Annotated in this window: 17 protein-coding genes; all 17 read right to left on the reverse strand. The window is 53.7% G+C overall.

The features are described from left to right. Nucleotides 1-9: 9 nt before the first annotated feature. The gene (gene accA / locus ACOTW6_RS13055) at nt 10-969 is read right to left on the reverse strand and encodes an acetyl-CoA carboxylase carboxyl transferase subunit alpha (protein WP_013095666.1); all 960 of its coding nucleotides are present in this window, start codon (nt 967-969) and stop codon (nt 10-12) included. Nucleotides 970-981: 12 nt separating this feature from the next. Next, nucleotides 982-4,464, reverse strand: coding sequence for a DNA polymerase III subunit alpha (dnaE, locus tag ACOTW6_RS13060; RefSeq protein WP_003856156.1), 3,483 nt, complete (start codon nt 4,462-4,464; stop codon nt 982-984). Between the two features lie 38 nt (nt 4,465-4,502). Further along, nucleotides 4,503-5,099 carry a ribonuclease HII gene (rnhB, locus tag ACOTW6_RS13065; protein WP_003856158.1) on the reverse strand — a complete coding sequence of 199 codons (597 nt, stop codon included), beginning with the start codon at nt 5,097-5,099 and terminating at the stop codon, nt 4,503-4,505. Then, nucleotides 5,096-6,244, reverse strand: a complete 1,149-nt coding sequence (gene lpxB / locus ACOTW6_RS13070; protein ID WP_213789035.1) for a lipid-A-disaccharide synthase — start codon at nt 6,242-6,244, stop codon at nt 5,096-5,098. The genes rnhB and lpxB overlap by 4 nt, the downstream gene beginning before the upstream one ends. Beyond that, nucleotides 6,244-7,032: an acyl-ACP--UDP-N-acetylglucosamine O-acyltransferase gene (lpxA, locus tag ACOTW6_RS13075; protein WP_213789036.1), complete on the reverse strand. Its 789-nt coding sequence runs from the start codon at nt 7,030-7,032 to the stop codon at nt 6,244-6,246. Before lpxA ends, lpxB begins: the two co-directional genes overlap by 1 nt. Nucleotides 7,033-7,035: 3 nt before the next feature. Continuing rightward, a complete protein-coding gene (fabZ, locus tag ACOTW6_RS13080; protein WP_003856165.1) occupies nt 7,036-7,491 on the reverse strand; it encodes a 3-hydroxyacyl-ACP dehydratase FabZ in 456 nt (151 codons plus the stop codon). Between the two features lie 104 nt (nt 7,492-7,595). Further along, the gene (gene lpxD / locus ACOTW6_RS13085; RefSeq protein WP_213789037.1) at nt 7,596-8,621 is read right to left on the reverse strand and encodes a UDP-3-O-(3-hydroxymyristoyl)glucosamine N-acyltransferase; all 1,026 of its coding nucleotides are present in this window, start codon (nt 8,619-8,621) and stop codon (nt 7,596-7,598) included. Nucleotides 8,622-8,624: 3 nt separating this feature from the next. Then, complete coding sequence (gene skp / locus ACOTW6_RS13090) at nt 8,625-9,119, reverse strand: molecular chaperone Skp (protein ID WP_006810039.1); 495 nt, start codon at nt 9,117-9,119, stop codon at nt 8,625-8,627. A gap of 123 nt (nt 9,120-9,242) precedes the next feature. Beyond that, entirely contained in the window at nt 9,243-11,660 is a 2,418-nt protein-coding gene (bamA, locus tag ACOTW6_RS13095; protein WP_213789038.1) for an outer membrane protein assembly factor BamA, read from the reverse strand. A gap of 31 nt (nt 11,661-11,691) precedes the next feature. Then, the gene (gene rseP / locus ACOTW6_RS13100) at nt 11,692-13,044 is read right to left on the reverse strand and encodes a sigma E protease regulator RseP (RefSeq protein WP_213789039.1); all 1,353 of its coding nucleotides are present in this window, start codon (nt 13,042-13,044) and stop codon (nt 11,692-11,694) included. 11 nt (nt 13,045-13,055) lie between these two features. Further along, complete coding sequence (gene cdsA, locus ACOTW6_RS13105; protein ID WP_003856175.1) at nt 13,056-13,913, reverse strand: phosphatidate cytidylyltransferase; 858 nt, start codon at nt 13,911-13,913, stop codon at nt 13,056-13,058. Nucleotides 13,914-13,925: 12 nt separating this feature from the next. After that, a complete protein-coding gene (gene ispU, locus ACOTW6_RS13110) occupies nt 13,926-14,684 on the reverse strand; it encodes a (2E,6E)-farnesyl-diphosphate-specific ditrans,polycis-undecaprenyl-diphosphate synthase (protein ID WP_047051280.1) in 759 nt (252 codons plus the stop codon). A 185-nt stretch (nt 14,685-14,869) separates the two neighbouring features. Then, the gene (gene ispC / locus ACOTW6_RS13115) at nt 14,870-16,069 is read right to left on the reverse strand and encodes a 1-deoxy-D-xylulose-5-phosphate reductoisomerase (protein WP_213789040.1); all 1,200 of its coding nucleotides are present in this window, start codon (nt 16,067-16,069) and stop codon (nt 14,870-14,872) included. 92 nt (nt 16,070-16,161) lie between these two features. Then, the gene (frr, locus tag ACOTW6_RS13120; RefSeq protein ID WP_003856180.1) at nt 16,162-16,719 is read right to left on the reverse strand and encodes a ribosome recycling factor; all 558 of its coding nucleotides are present in this window, start codon (nt 16,717-16,719) and stop codon (nt 16,162-16,164) included. 167 nt (nt 16,720-16,886) lie between these two features. Next, nucleotides 16,887-17,612: a UMP kinase gene (gene pyrH / locus ACOTW6_RS13125; RefSeq protein ID WP_003856194.1), complete on the reverse strand. Its 726-nt coding sequence runs from the start codon at nt 17,610-17,612 to the stop codon at nt 16,887-16,889. A gap of 149 nt (nt 17,613-17,761) precedes the next feature. After that, the gene (gene tsf, locus ACOTW6_RS13130) at nt 17,762-18,613 is read right to left on the reverse strand and encodes a translation elongation factor Ts (RefSeq protein ID WP_003856196.1); all 852 of its coding nucleotides are present in this window, start codon (nt 18,611-18,613) and stop codon (nt 17,762-17,764) included. A gap of 117 nt (nt 18,614-18,730) precedes the next feature. Further along, nucleotides 18,731-19,456 (reverse strand): 30S ribosomal protein S2, encoded by a 726-nt coding sequence (gene rpsB, locus ACOTW6_RS13135; protein WP_003856207.1) that lies wholly within the window; start codon nt 19,454-19,456, stop codon nt 18,731-18,733. Between the last annotated feature and the right edge of the window lie 211 nt (nt 19,457-19,667).

Below are 19,667 nucleotides of genomic sequence, written 5' to 3' on the forward strand. Positions count from 1 at the left end.
TTGTGAGGCTTACGCGTAACCGTAGGTCATCAGACGCTGATAACGACGGTTGAGCAGATCTTCTTTGCTCAGCACGTCCAGGTCCGCCAGGTCTGCCAGCAGCTGCGCTTTCAGGGACGCAGCCATCACTTCCGGCTTACGGTGCGCGCCGCCCAGCGGTTCAGGGATAACGGTGTCGATCAGCTTCAGCTCTTTCAGACGTGGGGCAATGATGCCCATCGCTTCGGCAGCCAGCGGCGCTTTATCGGCACTTTTCCACAGAATGGAGGCACAGCCTTCCGGAGAGATAACGGAATAGGTACTGTACTGTAGCATATTCACTTTATCGCCCACGCCAATTGCCAGCGCACCGCCGGACCCACCTTCACCGATAACGGTACAGATGACCGGCACTTTCAGGCGAGACATCTCACGCAGGTTGCGTGCGATGGCTTCAGACTGGCCGCGCTCTTCAGCGCCAACACCCGGGTAAGCCCCCGGCGTGTCGATGAAGGTGATGATTGGCATATTGAAACGCTCAGCCATCTCCATCAGACGCAGGGCCTTACGGTAGCCTTCTGGTGCTGGCATACCGAAGTTACGACGGATTTTCTCTTTGGTTTCACGGCCTTTCTGATGACCAATGATCATCACCGGACGTCCATCCAGACGCGCGATACCGCCGACGATAGCTTTATCGTCAGCGTATGCGCGGTCGCCTGCCAGTTCGTCAAATTCGTCAAACGCCAGGCGGACATAATCCAGGGTGTACGGACGCTGTGGATGACGCGCCAGCTGGGCGATCTGCCATGCGCCGAGATCGGCAAAGATTTTGCGCGTCAGTTCTACGCTTTTTTCGCGCAGACGATGCACTTCTTCGTCGATGTTAATATCCAGTTTTTCATCCTGACGGCTCACGGCTGTCAGAGAATCGATTTTCGCTTCCAGCTCTGCAATCGGCTGTTCGAAATCAAGGAAATTCAGACTCATAGTATTCCTGTATTAGTCAAACTCCAGTTCCACCTGCTCCGAACCAATGAGGCCACGGAGATCGTTCAGTAAACGATCGCTCGGAGAGACACGCCACGTTGCACCAAAGCGCAACCGCGCACGTGCATCCGCCCTCTGATAGTAGAGATGTACTGGAATGGTCCCCGAGCGATGGGGTTCCAGAGACTGACGGAGTCGGTTTAAAAGCTGGTCATCAATTTGCCTGTCCGTCAGCGAGATAGCAAGCCCGCGAGCATATTTTTCCCGGGCTTCGTCAATGTCCATCACTTCGCGGGCGGTCATTTTAAGCCCCCCGCTGAAGTCATCAAAGCTGACCTGTCCGCTGACGATAAGTATGCGGTCTTTTTCCAGCAATTGCTGGTATTTATCCAGCGCGTCGGTGAACAACATCACCTCCAGACGCCCGGAACGGTCATCCAGGGTACAGATGCCGATACGATTGCCGCGCTTGGTGACCATTACCCTTGCAGCAATCACGAGCCCCGCAGCCGTGGTGATTTTACCACGTTCTGTCGGATGCATGTCTTTAAGCCTGTGGCCGCCGACATAGCGCTCAATTTCTTTCAGATACTGGTTGATCGGGTGCCCCGTCAGGTACAGGCCTAACGTCTCACGCTCCCCATCCAGCACCACCTGTTCTGGCCAGGGTTGGCAGTTGGAATAAGACTGCTCGATCTGCTCTGGCTCTTCCGCCAGCACGCCGAACATATCCGCCTGGCCAATGGCTTCCGCTTTCGCGTGCTGATCGGCCGCTTTCAGCGCATCGCCGAGCGAGTTCATCAGCGCGGCGCGGTGTGGCCCCAGTCGGTCAAACGCGCCGGACATGATCAGTTTTTCCAGCACGCGGCGGTTCAGTTTTTTGGTATCGGTTCGGGCGCACAGATCGAACAGCTCGCGGAAATAGCCGCCGTTGTTACGTGCTTCGATGATCGCCTCGATCGGCCCCTCACCCACGCCCTTGATCGCGCCGATCCCATAGACGATTTCCCCGTCATCGTTAACGTGGAAATGGTACAGGCCCGAGTTAATATCCGGCGGCAGGATCTTCAGCCCCATGCGCCAGCACTCGTCCACCAGGCCCACCACCTTCTCGGTGTTGTCCATATCGGCGGTCATTACCGCCGCCATAAACTCAGCGGGATAGTGAGCCTTCAGCCACAGCGTCTGATACGAAACCAAAGCATAGGCGGCGGAGTGGGATTTGTTAAATCCGTACCCGGCGAATTTTTCCACCAGGTCGAAGATTTTCATCGCCAGTTCGCCATCGATGCCGTTTTTCTTCGCTCCATCTTCAAAGATGGAACGCTGCTTGGCCATCTCTTCCGGCTTTTTCTTACCCATCGCACGACGCAGCATGTCTGCGCCGCCAAGGGTGTAACCCGAAAGTACCTGGGCGATCTGCATGACCTGTTCCTGATACAGGATGATGCCATAGGTCGGCTCCAGTACCGGTTTCAGGCTTTCATGCTGCCATTGCACGTCCGGATAGGAAATCTCTTCGCGCCCGTGCTTACGGTCGATAAAGTTATCCACCATCCCCGACTGCAACGGCCCCGGACGGAACAGGGCCACCAGCGCGATCATATCTTCGAAGCAGTCTGGTTGCAGACGCTTAATCAAATCTTTCATGCCGCGGGATTCAAGCTGGAAGACGGCTGTCGTCTCCGAGCGTTGCAGCATGTCGAAACTTTTCTTGTCATCAAGCGGGATAGCCGCGATATCCAGCGGCGGTTCGCCGTTCTTCTCGCGACGGGCGTTGATCATCTCCAGCGCCCAGTTGATGATGGTCAGCGTACGCAGGCCCAGGAAGTCGAACTTCACCAGCCCGGCGTATTCTACGTCGTTCTTGTCGAACTGGGTGACCGGATGCTGGCCCGCTTCGTCGCAGTACAGCGGCGCAAAGTCGGTGATTTTGGTCGGGGCGATAACCACGCCCCCCGCATGCTTACCGGCGTTACGCGTGACGCCTTCCAGCTTGCGCGCCATGTCGATCAGCGCTTTCACCTCTTCGTCGGCTTCGTAAATTTCCGGCAGCTGAGGTTCGGCTTCAAAGGCTTTCGCCAGGGTCATGCCCGGATCGGGCGGCACCAGCTTAGAGATACGATCGACAAAACCGTACGGGTGGCCCAGAACGCGGCCCACGTCGCGGATAACCGCTTTCGCCGCCATCGTACCGAAGGTAATGATCTGCGAAACCGCATCACGACCGTACATATCGGCCACGTGCTCAATCACCTGGTCGCGTTTTTCCATGCAGAAGTCGACGTCAAAGTCGGGCATGGAGACACGTTCCGGGTTGAGGAAACGTTCGAACAGCAGGTCGAATTCCAGCGGATCGAGGTCAGTGATTTTCAGGGCATACGCCACCAGCGAGCCGGCACCGGAACCACGGCCCGGGCCTACCGGCACGCCGTTATCCTTCGACCACTGGATGAACTCCATCACGATCAGGAAGTAGCCTGGGAACCCCATCTGGTTGATCACCTGGAGTTCAATATCCAGGCGCTCATCATATTCAGGACGCTTCTCTTTACGGACCGCTTCATCCGGGAAGAGGAATTCCAGACGCTCTTCCAGACCCTCTTTCGATTTCATGACCAGGAAATCTTCGGTGGTCATATCGCCCGTCGGGAACTGCGGCAGGAAGTATTCGCCGAGACGCACGGTGACGTTACAGCGCTTGGCAATCTCTACGCTGTTTTCCAGCGCTTCCGGGATGTCCGAGAAGAGCTCACACATCTCCTCTTCGCTGCGCATGTACTGCTGCGATGAGTAGTTGCGCGGACGTTTCGGATCGTCGAGGGTGAAGCCATCGTGGATAGCGACGCGAATTTCATGCGCGTCAAAATCGCCCGCCTCAAGGAAGCGCACATCGTTGGTGGCCACCACAGGCAGGCCACGCGCTTCCGCCAGGGCGACGGCCGCATGCAGGTAGCTCTCTTCATCCGCACGCCCGGTACGGATCAGCTCCAGGTAATAACGATCCGGGAAATACTCTTCGTAGAACGAGACGCACTGATCCACCAGCGCGTTGTTACCGCGCAGCAGACATTTGCCGACATCTCCCATACGGCCACCGGAGATCAGCAGCAAACCTTCGTTCAGCTCCGCCAGCCAGTCGCGGTCAATCCATGGACCCAGTGCGCCGTAGCCGCGCTGGTAGGCTTTTGAGATCAGCAGAGTGAGGTTCTGATAGCCCGTGTTATTCATGGCTAACACGGAAATTTGCGTCATCTCATCGCCGAGCAGGTCGCTCTGCACATGAAAATCCGCGCCGACGATGGGCTTTAATCCTGCGCCATGCGCCGTTCCGTAGAACTTCACCAGGCCACACAGGTTGGTAAAATCGGTGATCGCCAGCGCAGGCATGCCAAGCGAGGCCGCCTTTTTTACCAGCGGCCCGGTCTTTGCCAGCCCATCGATCATGGAGTAGTCGCTATGCACCCGCAGGTGTACGAAACGTGGTTCAGCCATCTTCAAATCCCGCGTTACTTAATTGCTTGCGTCTTGATTCAGGACACCAGTCCCAGCGCGCGTTTCACCGGGCCAAAGCTGCGCCGATGATGTTCAGTTGCGCCATGTTCAGCCAGCTTTTCCAGATGGAAAGCCGTTGGATATCCCTTGTGCTGGGCGAAACCATACGCGGGATAAGTGAGGTCCAGCGCGGCCATTTCGGCATCGCGCGTCACTTTAGCAATGATTGACGCCGCACTGATTTCTGCGACGCGGCTATCGCCTTTAACAACAGCCATGGAAGGCATCGGCAGCGCCGGGCAACGGTTACCGTCGATCAGCACATACTCAGGCACAATCTTCAGGCCAGCAACGGCACGCTGCATCGCCAGCATGGTGGCGTGCAGAATGTTCAGATCGTCGATCTCATGCGGCTCCGCGCGCCCGAGACTCCAGGCCAGCGCCTTTTCTTTAATTTCATCGAACAGCGCCAGGCGACGCTTTTCACTCAGTTTTTTCGAGTCGTTCAGGCCAACGATCGGGCGGGCTGGATCGAGGATCACCGCCGCGGTCACAACGGCACCCACTAACGGGCCACGACCGACTTCATCCACACCGGCAACGAGGTGGGTATGGGGATAAATAAATTCCATCATTGTGCTAACTCCAGCACCGCATCGGCCGCCTGCTCATCAGCATTACAGCGGATCAATTGATGCAGTTCACGGAAGATATCATGCATCTGGTGGCTGGTTTTACCGTTGGCCAGCAGCGGCAGTAATGCATCAGCCAGTGCCTGCGGCTGGCATTCATCCTGCAAGAGTTCTTTCACCAGCTCGCGACCCGCAAGCAGGTTTGGCAGGGATACGTAATCTGTTTTTACCAGACGTTTTGCCAGCCAGAAGGTAAACGGCTTCATGCGATAACCGACTACCATTGGACATTTTGCCAGCATACACTCCAGCGCAGCCGTGCCGGAAGCCAGCAGTGCGGCATCGCTCGCAAACATGGCTTGCCGCCCCTTTCCGTCCAGCAGGCGGACGTGAAGATCCGGGGCGACGTCGGCTTTGATACGCTCAAACTGCTCGCGGCGTTTGGCATTCACCAGCGGCACGACCACTTCAAGATCGGGGTAAGTCTTGCGAAGAATTTGCGCCGTTTTCAGGAAATCGGCACTGAGCATTTCAACTTCCGCACCCCGGCTTCCTGGCAGCAGCGCCAGACAGTGCACATCATGCGGGATGCCCAGTTCATCACGCGCCGCGTTTTTATCCGGATCCAGCGGCATGGCATCCGCCATGGTATGACCGATAAAACGGCACGGGACATTAAATCTGTCGTAAAACGCTTTTTCGAAAGGCAGAAAAGCCAGCACCAGATTGGTGGACCGTCCGATTTTGAAAACGCGTTTCTGTCGCCACGCCCACACGGACGGACTGACGTAATGGATCGTTTTGATCCCCTGCTTTTTCAGGTTCCCTTCAAGGGTAATATTGAAATCAGGCGCATCAATGCCGACAAATACATCGGGCTTGAGGTCGGTAAAGCGGCGGGTAAGGTCGGCGCGAATATGCAGCAGGCGACGCAAGCGGCCCAGCACCTCGACGATGCCCATCACAGCCAGCTCTTCCATTTCATACCAGGCTTCGCAGCCTTCGGCCTGCATCAGCGGCCCAGCCACGCCCACAAAGCGGGCATTGGGTACACGGGCTTTAAGCGCGCGGATCAGACCTGCACCAAGAATATCGCCGGAGGTTTCTCCGGCGACCAGGGCGATGGTAAGCGGACGACTGTCGACCATTAACGAATCAGACCACGGGTTGAACGTTCAAAGAATTCCATGAACGTTTTCACTTCAGGGTGCTTATTCGCCAGCTCGGCAATTTCCGGCTTAGCCTCTTCCAGCGTTTTACCGCTACGGTACAGCAGTTTGTACGCGTTGCGGATCGCGGTAATCGCTTCGCGGCTGAAGCCACGACGCTTGAGGCCTTCAATGTTCACGCCAAACGGCGTGGCATGGTTGCCCTGCGCAATCACAAACGGTGGGACGTCCTGCGCCACACCGGAGCATCCGCCGACCATCACGTGTGCACCAATGATGCAGAACTGATGGACTGCGGTCATGCCGCCAATAATTGCGAAATCATCGACCGATACGTGTCCCGCCAGCGTTGCGTTGTTGGCGAGAATACAGCGGTTACCCACGGTACAGTCGTGCGCAATGTGCGCATTAACCATAAACAGGTTGTCGCTGCCCACCTTCGTCAATCCACCGCCTTGCGTTGTACCACGATGAATGGTGACGCTTTCGCGAATGCGGTTACGATCGCCGATTTCCACGCGGGTCGGTTCGCCAGCATACTTAAGATCCTGGTTAACTTCGCCGATGGAGGCGAACTGATAGATCTCATTGTTGCAGCCAATGGTGGTATGACCATTCACGACAACGTGAGATTTCAGTACTGTACCCTCACCAATTTCGACATGGGGTCCAACAATACAAAACGGGCCAATGTGGACGTTTGCACCAATGATGGCACCCGTTTCCACAATGGCGGTAGGATGAATAAAGGCGGATTTATCAATCACGTATCAGGCCTCCCGGCTACGCGCACACATCATTGTCGCTTCGCAAACAACTTTGCCGTCAACCATAGCTACGCCTTTGAAGCGAGTCAGGCCGCGACGCGTTTTTTCAAAAGTGACTTCCATGATCATTTGATCACCAGGCACGACCGGACGCTTGAAGCGCGCTTCATCGATACCCGCGAAGTAATAGAGTTCACCCGGTTCCAGTTTACCTACGCTTTTAAACGCCAGAATACCGGTAGCCTGTGCCATCGCTTCCAGGATCAATACACCCGGGAAGATAGGCTTACCAGGGAAGTGCCCCTGGAAGAACGGCTCGTTAACGGAGACATTTTTCACTGCGCGCAGAAAACGACCTTCTTCAAAATCCAGCACACGGTCTACCAGTAAAAACGGATAGCGGTGCGGCAGAAGTTCTAAAATCTCTTCAATATGCAGAGTATGAGTGTCAGTAGTCAAAATACTCTTCCTGTCAAATGTACTAAGTAGCAATAATAACACGGCCTGCCGGTTTATAAACAAAGCCGACAGGCCGGGAAATTTAGCGTTAAACGGATGAACGCTTAGTCTTGTTGATCGATTTTGCGCTCAATCGCTTTGAGTCGCTTGCTCATATCATCAATATTCATCACCAGTGCAGCTGTTTTACGCCAGACCTTGTTCGGTTGCAGCGGAATACCTGAGGAATAAACGCCAGGCTCAGTGATTGGACGCATCACCATGCCCATCCCCGTTACCGTGACTTTGTCGCATATTTCCATATGGCCATTGATCACGCTGGCACCGCCAATCATGCAGTAACGGCCAATTTTCAGGCTGCCTGCCATGATAACACCACCCGCAACTGCGGTATTGTCGCCAATCACAACGTTATGTGCAATCTGGCACTGGTTGTCTATGATAACACCGTTACCAATAATGGTGTCGTCAAGCGCACCGCGGTCGATAGTTGTGCAAGCGCCGATCTCCACACGATCGCCGATAATCACGCGACCCAGTTGAGGGATCTTAACCCAGTTACCCCGATCGTTAGCGTAACCAAATCCGTCAGAACCAATCACCGTGCTGGACTGTACGAGACAATTCTCGCCAATCTCAACCTCATGGTAGACAGAGACATTGGCCCACAGACGAGTCCCTGCGCCAATTTTCGTATTTTTTCCAACAAAGCAGCCCGGGCCAATCACCACGTTATCACCCAGCACAACGCCGGATTCGATAACGGTGTTTGCGCCGACTGATACGTTGTTACCCAGCTGAGCCGTCGGATCAATCGCAGCACTGGCTGCAATGTTCTGTGCCGGCTGCGGCGTGGTATCAAGAATTTGGGCCATGCGCGCATAGGTCAGGTAGGGATTTTTCACTACCAGTGCAGCGCTAGTGGCAAACGGAAGATCGTCCTGCGTCAGAACAACGGCAGACGCCTGGCACTGGGCCAGGTGTTCACGGTACTTAGGGCTTACCATGAAGGTAATAGTGCCTGCTTTAGCAGATTGCATGGACGCAACAGCGGTGATGACGATATCGCCATCACCGTGTAATTCTGCATCCAACTGCTGAGCTAAATCAGCCAGTCGAATTGAAGGCATTACTTATTTAACCTGTTTCAGAACATCAGCGGTGATGTCTTTAACATCGCTGCTGTTGAATGCAACGGCGTTCGCATCAACAACCAGATCGATGCTCTGATCGGCTGCTACTGCTTTAACGGCAGACTGAATACGCGTCACCAGTTTGCCACGCTCTTCGTTAGAACGACGCTGACGATCCTGCTCGAAAGCCTGCGCTTTCTGAGAGAAGGTCTGGCGCTGAGACATGACGTCTTTTTCCAGTTTGCTGCGCTCGCTCGCTTTCATGGTAGAACCATCACGCTGAAGACGCTGCATCTTGGACTGAAGATCACCTTCCATACGTTGCAGTTCGCTCGCACGGCCTTTGAATTCGTTTTCCAGCGTTGCAGAAACACCGGTTTTCTGTGCAACCTGCTGGAACAAATTACCCATGTTGACGATTGCAATTTTATCCGCTGCCTGAGCAGAAGTTGCCATCGCTAAACCGAGACCTGCAGCTAATAACCACTTTTTCACAATTAACTCCTTACCATCCCATTGGCACCCGAGGGGTACCGTTCTTTGCGTGGCAAGGCGATCGTTTTACCGATCGCCGGTTGTCAGCGCTACACTGCCAACGCATTCCATTGCAGCGGATTATTACCAGGTTTTACCAATGTTAAACTGGAACTGCTCCGCTTTGTCTCCATCGTATTTCTTAAACGGCTGGGCGTAAGAGAAGACCAACGGCCCCAGCGGTGACATCCATTGTAATGCGATACCGGCGGACATGCGAATGTTGCTCGGATCGCTGTAGTCCGGAACCCCCGCCGCACGCATCTGGGCGGTGTTCTCCCAGTTGGTGTCCCACACCGTACCTGCATCCATAAAGAAGGAGGTACGCACGGAGTTCGCATACTTGTCGCTGATAAACGGCGTAGGCGTGATGAACTCGAGGCTCGCCACGGCCATAGCGTTACCACCTACTGCGTCATCAGAGCTACATACTTGCTTAGGATCACGGCTTGCGCAGTTATCTTCGTCATTACCGCCGTAATAAACCGCTTTCGGACCAATGTTATTGGACTGGAAGCCACGCACGGTGCTTGAACCACCGGCGTAGAAGTTTTCATAGAACGGCAGTTCTTTGCCACCTAAACCGTCACCATAGCCCCAACGGGTACGACCCAGAACAACCCACTTGTGATCTTCATCAATTGGGAAGTAGGACGCCGTATCCAGCGTGACCTTGTAGAACTCGTTATCCGAGCCCGGGATAGTCACTTTACCGTTCAGGTTGACGCGTGAACCTTCCGTCGGGAAGTAGCCACGGTCAAGACGGTTGTAGGTCCAACCGTAGTTGAAGGTGAAGTCATCCGCGGCGAAACCGTTGTCATCGCTGGACGTACTCGCCGACTGACCGATGGAGTCCAGATAACGCCACATCGCCACCTGCGGTTGCATGTTGGACAGGTCGTTATGCACGTACCCTAAACCTGCACGCAGGGTGTTGTATTCGTTGACCGGGAAGCCGAGCGTACCATCCAGACCGTAACTCTTGTTGGTATACGAGGAGAGGTCCGCGTCGTCCGCTTTAAAGTCGTTATAGAAGATACGACCGCCCAGGCTTACACCGTCAACGGTGAAGTATGGGTTGGTAACGGAGAACTCAGAGTAAGTCTGGTAGTCGTTTTTCGTCCCGTTGATACCGACAGAGTAGCCCGTACCCAGCCAGTTATCCTGCTGAACACCGACCTGGAAGCTCACGCCACTTTCAGTACCGTAACCAATACCGAAGTTGAAGCTACCGGTATTACGTTCTTTAACTTTATAAACAACATCAACCTGATCCGGACGACCCGGTACACGCTGCGTATCGGTATCGACCGTTTCGAAATAGCCCAGACGGTTCAGACGCTCTTTACCCTGGTCTACCAGATCGCTTCCCAGCCATGCCCCTTCCATCTGGCGCATTTCACGGCGCAGAACGGAGTCTTTAGAGGTATCGTTACCTTCGAAGCGGATCTTACGCACGTAGTAACGGTTGCCCGCATCAACGTTAACGTGCAGCTTAACGGTTTTATCCGTGTCGTTAATTTCCGGCTGCGTTTGCACACGCGGATACGCATAACCATAACGGCCGAGCAGCTTCTTAATGCTGTCTTCCATTTTGGTGACTTTAGATCCGCTGTACAGATCGCCCGGCTGAATTTTGGTCAGAGATTCAATTTCAGCAGAATGTCCTGCCAGGTTGCCGCTGACTTCAACACCCGAAAGCGTGTACTTATCGCCTTCTGTGATGTTAACGGTAATGTAGATACCTTTCTTGTCCGGAGTCAGACTCACCTGAGTTGAATCGATGTTGAAACGGGCGTAACCGCGATCCAGATAGTAGCTGCGCAGAGTTTCAAGGTCACCCGCCAGTTTCTGTTTCTGGTATTTACGATCGCCCACCACGTTCCACCACGGTACTTCGTCACGCAGCTGGAAGTTGGAGATCAGTTCGTCGGTGCTGAACGCGTGGTTACCCACGATGTTGATCTGCTGGATCTTCGCAGAAACACCTTCCTGGAAGACCAGTTTCAGGTCAACACGGTTACGTGGCAGCGGTGTAACAACCGCTTTAACGCTCGCGCTGTATTTACCGACGCTGTAGTAGAAATCTTCCAGACCTTTTTCAATGTCTGCAAGGGTTGTGCGGTCCAGAGATTCCCCCACACGAACACCCGATGCCTCAAGGTTCTGCTTGAGCATGTCGTCTTTCACCGACTTGTTGCCGGAGAAAGTGATGCTGGCAATCGTTGGACGTTCTTTTACCTGAACCACCAGCGTATCACCATCGCGCAGGACGCGGACGTCCTCAAAGTTGCCAGTGGCAAACAGAGCACGGATGGTGTTACTGATATCTTCATCATTAACCGTATCGCCGGGGCGCACAGGCATACTGAGGAGGGCCGCACCAACGGCGACACGCTGAAGGCCTTCGAAATGAATATCTTTCACTACGAACCCGTCAGCACCGTATACGGTCGCGCTGCTAAACAGCAGCGACGCTATGAGCAACTTTTTCATCGCCATCGTTATTATGCGTTCTTCCTAACTAACTCTCTTACAACCGAGAGAAATCATTGAAAAGTGCAAGCCCCATTAACAGCACCAGCAAAATCGAGCCAATGCGATAACTAAAGTCTTGAACTCGCTCGGATACCGGTCCGCCTTTTAGCTTTTCAATCGCTAAAAACAGCAGATGGCCCCCATCTAATACGGGAAGCGGGAACAGGTTGATTATCCCCAGGTTCACGCTAATCAGCGCAAGGAACATGAGATAGTAAATCACCCCGAACTCCGCTGACATCCCAGCCCCCTGAGCAATCGAAATTGGCCCACTGAGGTTGTTCAGTTTCACATCACCGGTTATCAATTTCCCCAACATGTTGACCGTAAGCTTCATCAGCTGCCATGTTTTATCCGTGGCCTCAACGATGGCGCTAAACGGCCCATACTGGCGTATTGTCTTGTACTCATCTGGCAGTGGGATCACTTTCGGCACAACGCCTGCAAACCCTTCCGCCTTACCGCCGCCCGATTTGGTATCCGGGGTGAGAGTCAGTGAGAGCGAACTCCCCTGCCTTTCCACTTCCAGCGCGAGCGGCTTGCCTGGATTATCGCGCACCAGAGTAACAAAGGTCATCCATTGTGTTAATGGCTGACCATCGACTTTAACGATCCTGTCACCCGCTTGTAAACCTGCTTTACTCGCTGCCGATTTGGCCTGTACTTCGGCTAATACCGGCTCGATCTGCGCGCTGCGCGGTCGAATCCCGAGTGCGGCGACAGGGTCCTCTTTGTCTGGCTCAAAGCGCCAGTGGCGTAAATCCAGCACTTTTTGCTGCCGCTGGTCGGAACCAAATGGCGATACGCTGACGGTTGTCTGCTCATCACCGATTTTGGCAACCAGTTGTAACCTCACGGCATCCCAATCAGGGGTTTCGATACCATCAATCGCTTTAAGTTCCATTCCCGGTGTAATTTGCGCCGTTGCCGCAATGGAACCCGTGGTGATTTCGCCCACGACCGGGCGCACGCCAGGCACGCCGATGATAAACACCAGCCAGTAGGCGAAGATAGCGAAGATGAAATTGGCTACCGGGCCGGCAGCGATGATGGCAGCACGTTGTCCAACAGTTTTATTGTTAAACGCGCGATGGCGAAGTTCCGGGGCGACAGGCTCAACGCGTTCGTCGAGCATTTTGACATAGCCGCCCAGGGGAATCAGAGCAATGACAAACTCGGTGCCATGCTTATCGGTGCGCTTCCAGAGCGATTTGCCAAAGCCAATCGAGAATCGCTCCACCCGCACACCACAGCGCCGGGCAACCCAGAAATGGCCAAATTCATGCACGGTAATCAGTACACCCAGTGCAACAATGAACGCCGCCAGATTCCAGAGAATGCTCAGCATAAAACCTTCCGTTATATCGTCCCAAACACCAGTAAAAGCAGGCAAGCAAATACGGGAACAGCCGCGGTAAGGCTGTCAATGCGATCCAGTATTCCGCCATGTCCTGGAATCAGGTGACCACTGTCCTTAATCCCTGCTTCACGCTTAAACATACTCTCGGTTAAATCACCCAGCACCGATGCCAGCGCCGCGAAAATCGAACATACCAGCAGCGTGGAGGGGGCAACCTCAAGATTCGCCCAGACGCCATAGCCCCAGGAGATAATCGCTGCCGTAAACAGGCCGCCGATGAAGCCTTGCCAGGTTTTGCCCGGAGAAACCTTTGGCGCCAGTTTATGTTTGCCGAACAGTTTACCAAACATATAGGCCCCGGAGTCAGCCCCCCAGACGAGAATCATCACATAAAGCAGCCATATCGCGCCGCTGTAGTGGTTTTCGTCATAGTGCCAGGCGCGCAGCGCAACCATCCCCCAGAAAAACGGAACAATCGTGAGCAGACCAAAAATAAGGCGCAACACTTTAGAGTTACGCCAGATCGCCGCAGAGCCCGGATAGAAAAGCACTAAAACAAGCGCAGCAATCCACCAGGCCAGCGATATCCATAAGGATCCGGCAACCAGCGGCTGGTGAACATCGTGATGATATTCAGGCAAGGTATACAGCATCAGGGCCAGTAAAAAACCACAGAGTACCGCCAGCCATACCCGCTGAGTGCGCGAGGTAAAGCCGCTAAGCTGCCCCCATTCCCACGCGGCGAGCATACACACCACCAGCGTAACAATAGCGAATCCCACCGGAGGCAGTAAAAACAGCGCTGCGATGACGACGGGTATTAATACAAAAGCGGAAATCAGGCGATACTTCAGCAAAAGCTACCCCCATCAGGCGTTATCGCCACCAGGCTCGGTGCCGCCGAAACGACGCTCTCGATTGGCAAAGGCATGCAGCGCACCTTCAAAGTCTTGTTCATCAAAATCTGGCCAAAGAACATCCGTAAAGTAAAGTTCGGCGTAGGCAATTTGCCACAGCAAAAAGTTACTTATGCGATGTTCCCCCCCTGTCCTTATAACCAAATCCACGGGTGCCAGTTCATTCATGCAGATTTGCTGACTCAGCGCCTCTTCATCAATCTGGTCGGGTCTTAACAGCCCTTCCTGAACCTGCTCAGCCAGATGCCGAACCCCCTGGATAATATCCCAGCGTCCGCCGTAATTCGCCGCGATATTGAGCGTCAGGCCGGTATTATTTTCCGTCAGCGCTTCTGCTTTGCGAATCCGTTCCTGCAAACGTGAGTTAAAACGACTGGTATCGCCAATAATACGCAAGCGGACGTTGTGGCGGTGCAGGCTTTTTACTTCGCTATCGAGCGCCCACACGAACAGTTCCATCAACGCAGTCACTTCCTGCGCAGGTCGATTCCAGTTCTCACTGCTAAAAGCATAGAGCGTTAACGCATCAATGCCGTTATTGGCGGCAAAAGAGACGGCGCGGCGAACAGATTTCGCCCCAGCTTTATGCCCAAAGGCTCGTATCTTCCCTTGTCTTTTCGCCCAGCGGCCATTGCCATCCATGATGATTGCAACATGGCGACAGCCATGTGCTGGCAAGTTTTCGCTTATTGGTTGATTCGCAGACAACATAACGCGTTTTTAGTCCCTGAAAGGATTTAACGGTACACAGGAATACTGAAGCCTATACATAAAAAAGCCGTGTCAAACCACGGCTTACCTGACCACTTAAAGCCAAATACCTGCGATCAGGTGGCGCAGACTATATCACTGAAGCCCAACGCTAACAAATAGCACGACGACTAGTGCTTGCTTTATCACCAGCTTGCGAGACGTGTCACCTGTTTACGCGCAACAATGCGTGCCTGTTCATCCACGGCCAGCACCTCTTCCACGCTCTGCGGCTCACGCAAATCCATCATCTCCAGCACGGATAAATTCAACGCGGCGATGTCAGTAAAGCGGATCTGCTGATTCAGGAATGCTTCAACGGTCACTTCATTGGCTGCATTAAGCGCCGTTGTCGCCGCCTGCCCCTGATCGAAGGCCGTCATCGCCAGTTTCAGACAGGGATAACGGTCGTAATCAGGCTCGCTAAACGTCAGTGAACTCAGCTTGCAAAAATCGAGAGGCTTAACGCCCGATTTTACGCGGTTTGGCCACGCCATTGTATGAGCAATTGGCGTACGCATATCCGGTTCGCCCAGCTGGGCCAGCACGCTGCCGTCCTGATAGCGCACCATCGAGTGAATCACCGACTGCGGGTGGATCAGCACTTCCATCTGTTTCGCCGACGCATTGAACAGCCAGCGAGCTTCAATGTATTCCAGACCTTTGTTCATCATGGTGGCCGAATCGACGGAGATCTTACGCCCCATTGACCAGTTCGGATGACGACATGCCTGATCCGGCGTCATTGCGCTCAATTCAGACAGTGGCGTTTCACGGAACGGGCCACCAGACCCGGTAAGCAGAATCGACACAACGCCATTCTGCTCCAGGTCAGCGTACCCCAGGTTTTGTTGAAAAGGTTGGGGTAAACTCTGAAAAATCGCGTTGTGCTCGCTATCGACCGGCAAAAGACGCGCCCCACGCTGTTTTACCGCCTCCATAAAGAGGCGTCCGCAGGTGACCAGCGACTCTTTGTTCGCAAGCAGGACATCTTTCCCCGCATCAATAGCGGCAAGCGTCGGCAGAAGACCCGCCGCCCCGACGATTGCCGCCATGACCTGATCAACTTCATTAAGCGCGGCCATATCGCACGCCGCCTGTTGCCCGCTGAGCACCTCGGTACGACTGCCCTTCTCCTGCAACAGCGCTTTCACCTGGCGGGCGCTCTCTTCATCATCCATCACCGCAAAACGGGGGGTAAACTCCAGGCACTGTTCGACCATTCGCTGCACGTTTTTTCCGGCCACAAGCGCGGCTACGGTGTAGCTGTCAGGATTATGACGTACAACGTCGAGAGTGCTGCAACCGATAGAGCCGGTCGAGCCGAGGAGAGTGAGATGCTTCATGAGATGCCCAAAAGTTAGACCAGATAAAAGCAAAACGCCGCCAGCAAGACCCAATGTCCTTCTGAACGGCGTTTATCAGTGTACAGCGAAAATCAGAACTGCATCAGTTCCGCTTCTTTTTCTGCCAGCGCCGCATCAATTTTCTTGATCGCCGCGTCGGTCATTTTCTGAATGTCGTCCTGAGAACGACGATCGTCATCTTCGCTGATCTCTTTTTCTTTCAGCAGAGCTTTCACTTTATCGTTCGCATCGCGACGCACGTTACGTACGGAAACGCGACCCTGCTCAGCTTCACCACGCACGACTTTGATCAGGTCCTTACGACGCTCTTCCGTCAGCGGAGGCAGTGGAACGCGAATATCCGCCCCCGCTGAGCTTGGGTTCAGACCCAGGTCAGATGCCATGATCGCTTTTTCAACGGCCGGGCTCATTGAGCGATCGAACACGTTGATTTTCAGGGTACGGGTATCTTCTACCGTCACGCTCGCCAGCTGACGCAGTGGCGTAGGCGTACCGTAGTATTCTACGATGATGCCATCCAGCAGGCTTGGGGAAGCTCGGCCAGTACGGATTTTGCTGATTTGGTTTTTGAACGCTTCTACGCATTTGTCCATGCGTACTTCAGCATCTTTTCTGATGTCGTTAATCACGTTACGAATCCTTGAAAACTTGTCTCAGGCAGACTATCCGCCAGCACAGCGCTACAGGTGTGCTAAGTATAGTCGCGTTTAATTCATGACAACGCCAAAGGCGCGCCCGGGTAAGATACCACGTCGAAATAAAGCGGAATCTTACCTGTATTTATCGCCGACGGAAATTATTCCGTGATCAAAGTGCCTTCTTTTTCGCCCATAACAACGCGACGCAGCGCGCCAGGCTTGTTCATATTGAAGACACGGATCGGCAGTTTGTGGTCACGAGCCAGCGTAAAGGCGGCAAGATCCATCACTTTCAGCTCTTTTTCCAGCACTTCGCTGTAGCTCAGCTGATCGTACATGGTCGCTGAAGGATCTTTTGCCGGGTCGGCAGTAAACACGCCATCTACTTTGGTCGCTTTCAGCACCACATCGGCTTCGATTTCGATACCGCGCAGGCAGGCTGCGGAATCGGTGGTAAAGAACGGGTTACCCGTACCGGCGGAGAGGATCACCACGCGGTTGTTGCGCAGCAGGCTGATGGCCTCTGCCCAGCTGTAGTTATCGCATACGCCATTCAAAGGAATAGCGGACATCAGGCGAGCGTTCACATAGGCGCGATGAAGCGCATCACGCATCGCCAGGCCATTCATCACGGTTGCCAGCATACCCATGTGGTCGCCCACTACGCGGTTCATCCCCGCTTTCGCCAGACCAGCACCACGGAAAAGGTTGCCACCGCCAATGACCACGCCAACCTGAATACCCAGTTCGACCAGTTCTTTGATTTCCTGTGCCATGCGATCAAGGATGCTTGCGTCAATACCGAAGCCTTCCGATCCTTGCAGCGCTTCGCCACTCAGCTTAAGCAGAATGCGTTTGTACACGGGTTTTGCATTGGTAGCCATGTTTCTTTCCTGAGACTGTCAACGATTAAGATGGGGTTAATTCTGGCGACATGATATGTCGCAAATCAGTACAGCGATACTGGAGCCTGTCTGATTTCGTGAGACGGGTGACAAAAAGAAGCCGCCCTCAGGCGGCTCCTTTTCAATCATTAAGACTGCTTGGACATTGCAGCAACTTCTGCTGCGAAGTCAGTCTCAACTTTCTCGATGCCTTCGCCCACTTCGAAGCGGATGAAGCCAGTTACATCAGCGTTGTGCTCTTTCAGCAGCTGAGCAACAGACTTGCTTGGATCCATTACGAAAGGCTGGCCAGTCAGAGAAACTTCGCCGGTGAATTTCTTCATGCGGCCTTCAACCATTTTCTCTGCGATTTCTTTTGGCTTACCAGACTGCATCGCGATGTCCAGCTGAACCTGGTACTCTTTCTCTACCACTTCAGCAGACACGTCTTCTGGCTTAACGAATTCTGGTTTGCTTGCAGCGATGTGCATTGCCAGCTGTTTAACCAGCTCTTCGTCAGCGCCTTTAGCCGCAACCAGAACACCGATACGCGCGCCGTGCTGGTAAGAGCCCAGAACGTCACCTTCCAGGGAAGCAACGCGACGGATGTTGATGTTCTCACCGATTTTAGCAACCAGCGCAACACGCTCTTCTTCGAACTGTGCTTTCAGAACTTCAACGTCAGTGATTTTGCCTGCAACCGCTGCGTCCAGAACTTTGTTAGCAAATGCCTGGAAACCAGCATCTTTAGCAACGAAGTCAGTCTGGCAGTTAACTTCCAGAATGATGCCGTAGTTGCCGTCGATTTTGGTGATGATCACGCCGTCAGCAGCAACGTTGCCTGCTTTCTTAGCTGCTTTGATCGCACCGGATTTACGCATGTTTTCGATTGCCAGCTCGATGTCGCCGTTCGCTTCGGTCAGCGCTTTTTTGCAATCCATCATGCCTGCGCCAGTACGCTCACGCAGCTCTTTTACCAGGGATGCGGTAATTTCAGCCATTCTTAAATCCTCGGGAGATGTGAACTGCCCGGCCGGGAGCCAAACAGTATAAATTGAAAAAAGGGGCCGATAATGGGCCCCTATTCATACACGGTACTAATAAGGGGTAAAACCTTATTATTCAGCTTCTACGAAGCTTTCTTCCGCCTGAGAAGCCAGATCCTGGGAACGGCCTTCACGAACGGTAGCAGCTACAGCGCTCAGGTACAGGCTAACAGCACGGATTGCGTCGTCGTTACCCGGGATAACGAAGTCAACACCGTCCGGATCGGAGTTGGTATCAACGATAGCGAATACCGGGATACCCAGGTTGTTAGCTTCTTTGATTGCGATGTGCTCGTGGTCTGCATCGATTACGAACAGCGCGTCTGGCAGGCCGCCCATATCTTTGATACCGCCCAGGCTGTTTTCCAGCTTGTCCAGTTCACGAGTGCGCATCAGCGCTTCTTTCTTAGTCAGCTTATCGAAAGTACCGTCCTGAGACTGGGTTTCCAGATCTTTCAGGCGCTTGATGGACTGACGAACAGTTTTCCAGTTGGTCAGCATGCCGCCCAACCAGCGATGGTTCACGAAGAACTGGTCGCAGCTGTTAGCAGCATCTTTCACAGCTTCGCTTGCAGCGCGCTTAGTACCAACGAACAGAATCTTACCTTTACGGGAAGAGATCTTGTTCAGCTCAGCCAGGGCTTCGTTGAACATTGGTACAGTCTTCTCAAGGTTGATGATGTGAACTTTGTTACGTGCGCCGAAGATGAAAGGCTTCATTTTCGGGTTCCAGTAACGGGTCTGGTGACCGAAGTGAACACCAGCCTTGAGCATGTCGCGCATGGAAACAGTTGCCATGTTTAAAACCTCTATATTGAAAGTTGGGGTTATGCCTCCACGTATCCCATATTACCGACCCCGAAGGGCACCCCGGAATATGTGCCGATACGTGTGTGTTGTTACACAAAGTGAGATTTGTCGCTCCCGTCCAGCCTGTGTATCTGAGATGGATCGGAAGTCCGGCGCGCTTTATATCACAAAACACGGCCAGAAACCAATAATTGTTGGC

It is taken from the genome of Enterobacter cloacae complex sp. IR5403, from assembly GCF_049238705.1.
In the GTDB taxonomy this organism is placed as follows: domain Bacteria; phylum Pseudomonadota; class Gammaproteobacteria; order Enterobacterales; family Enterobacteriaceae; genus Enterobacter; species Enterobacter hormaechei_C.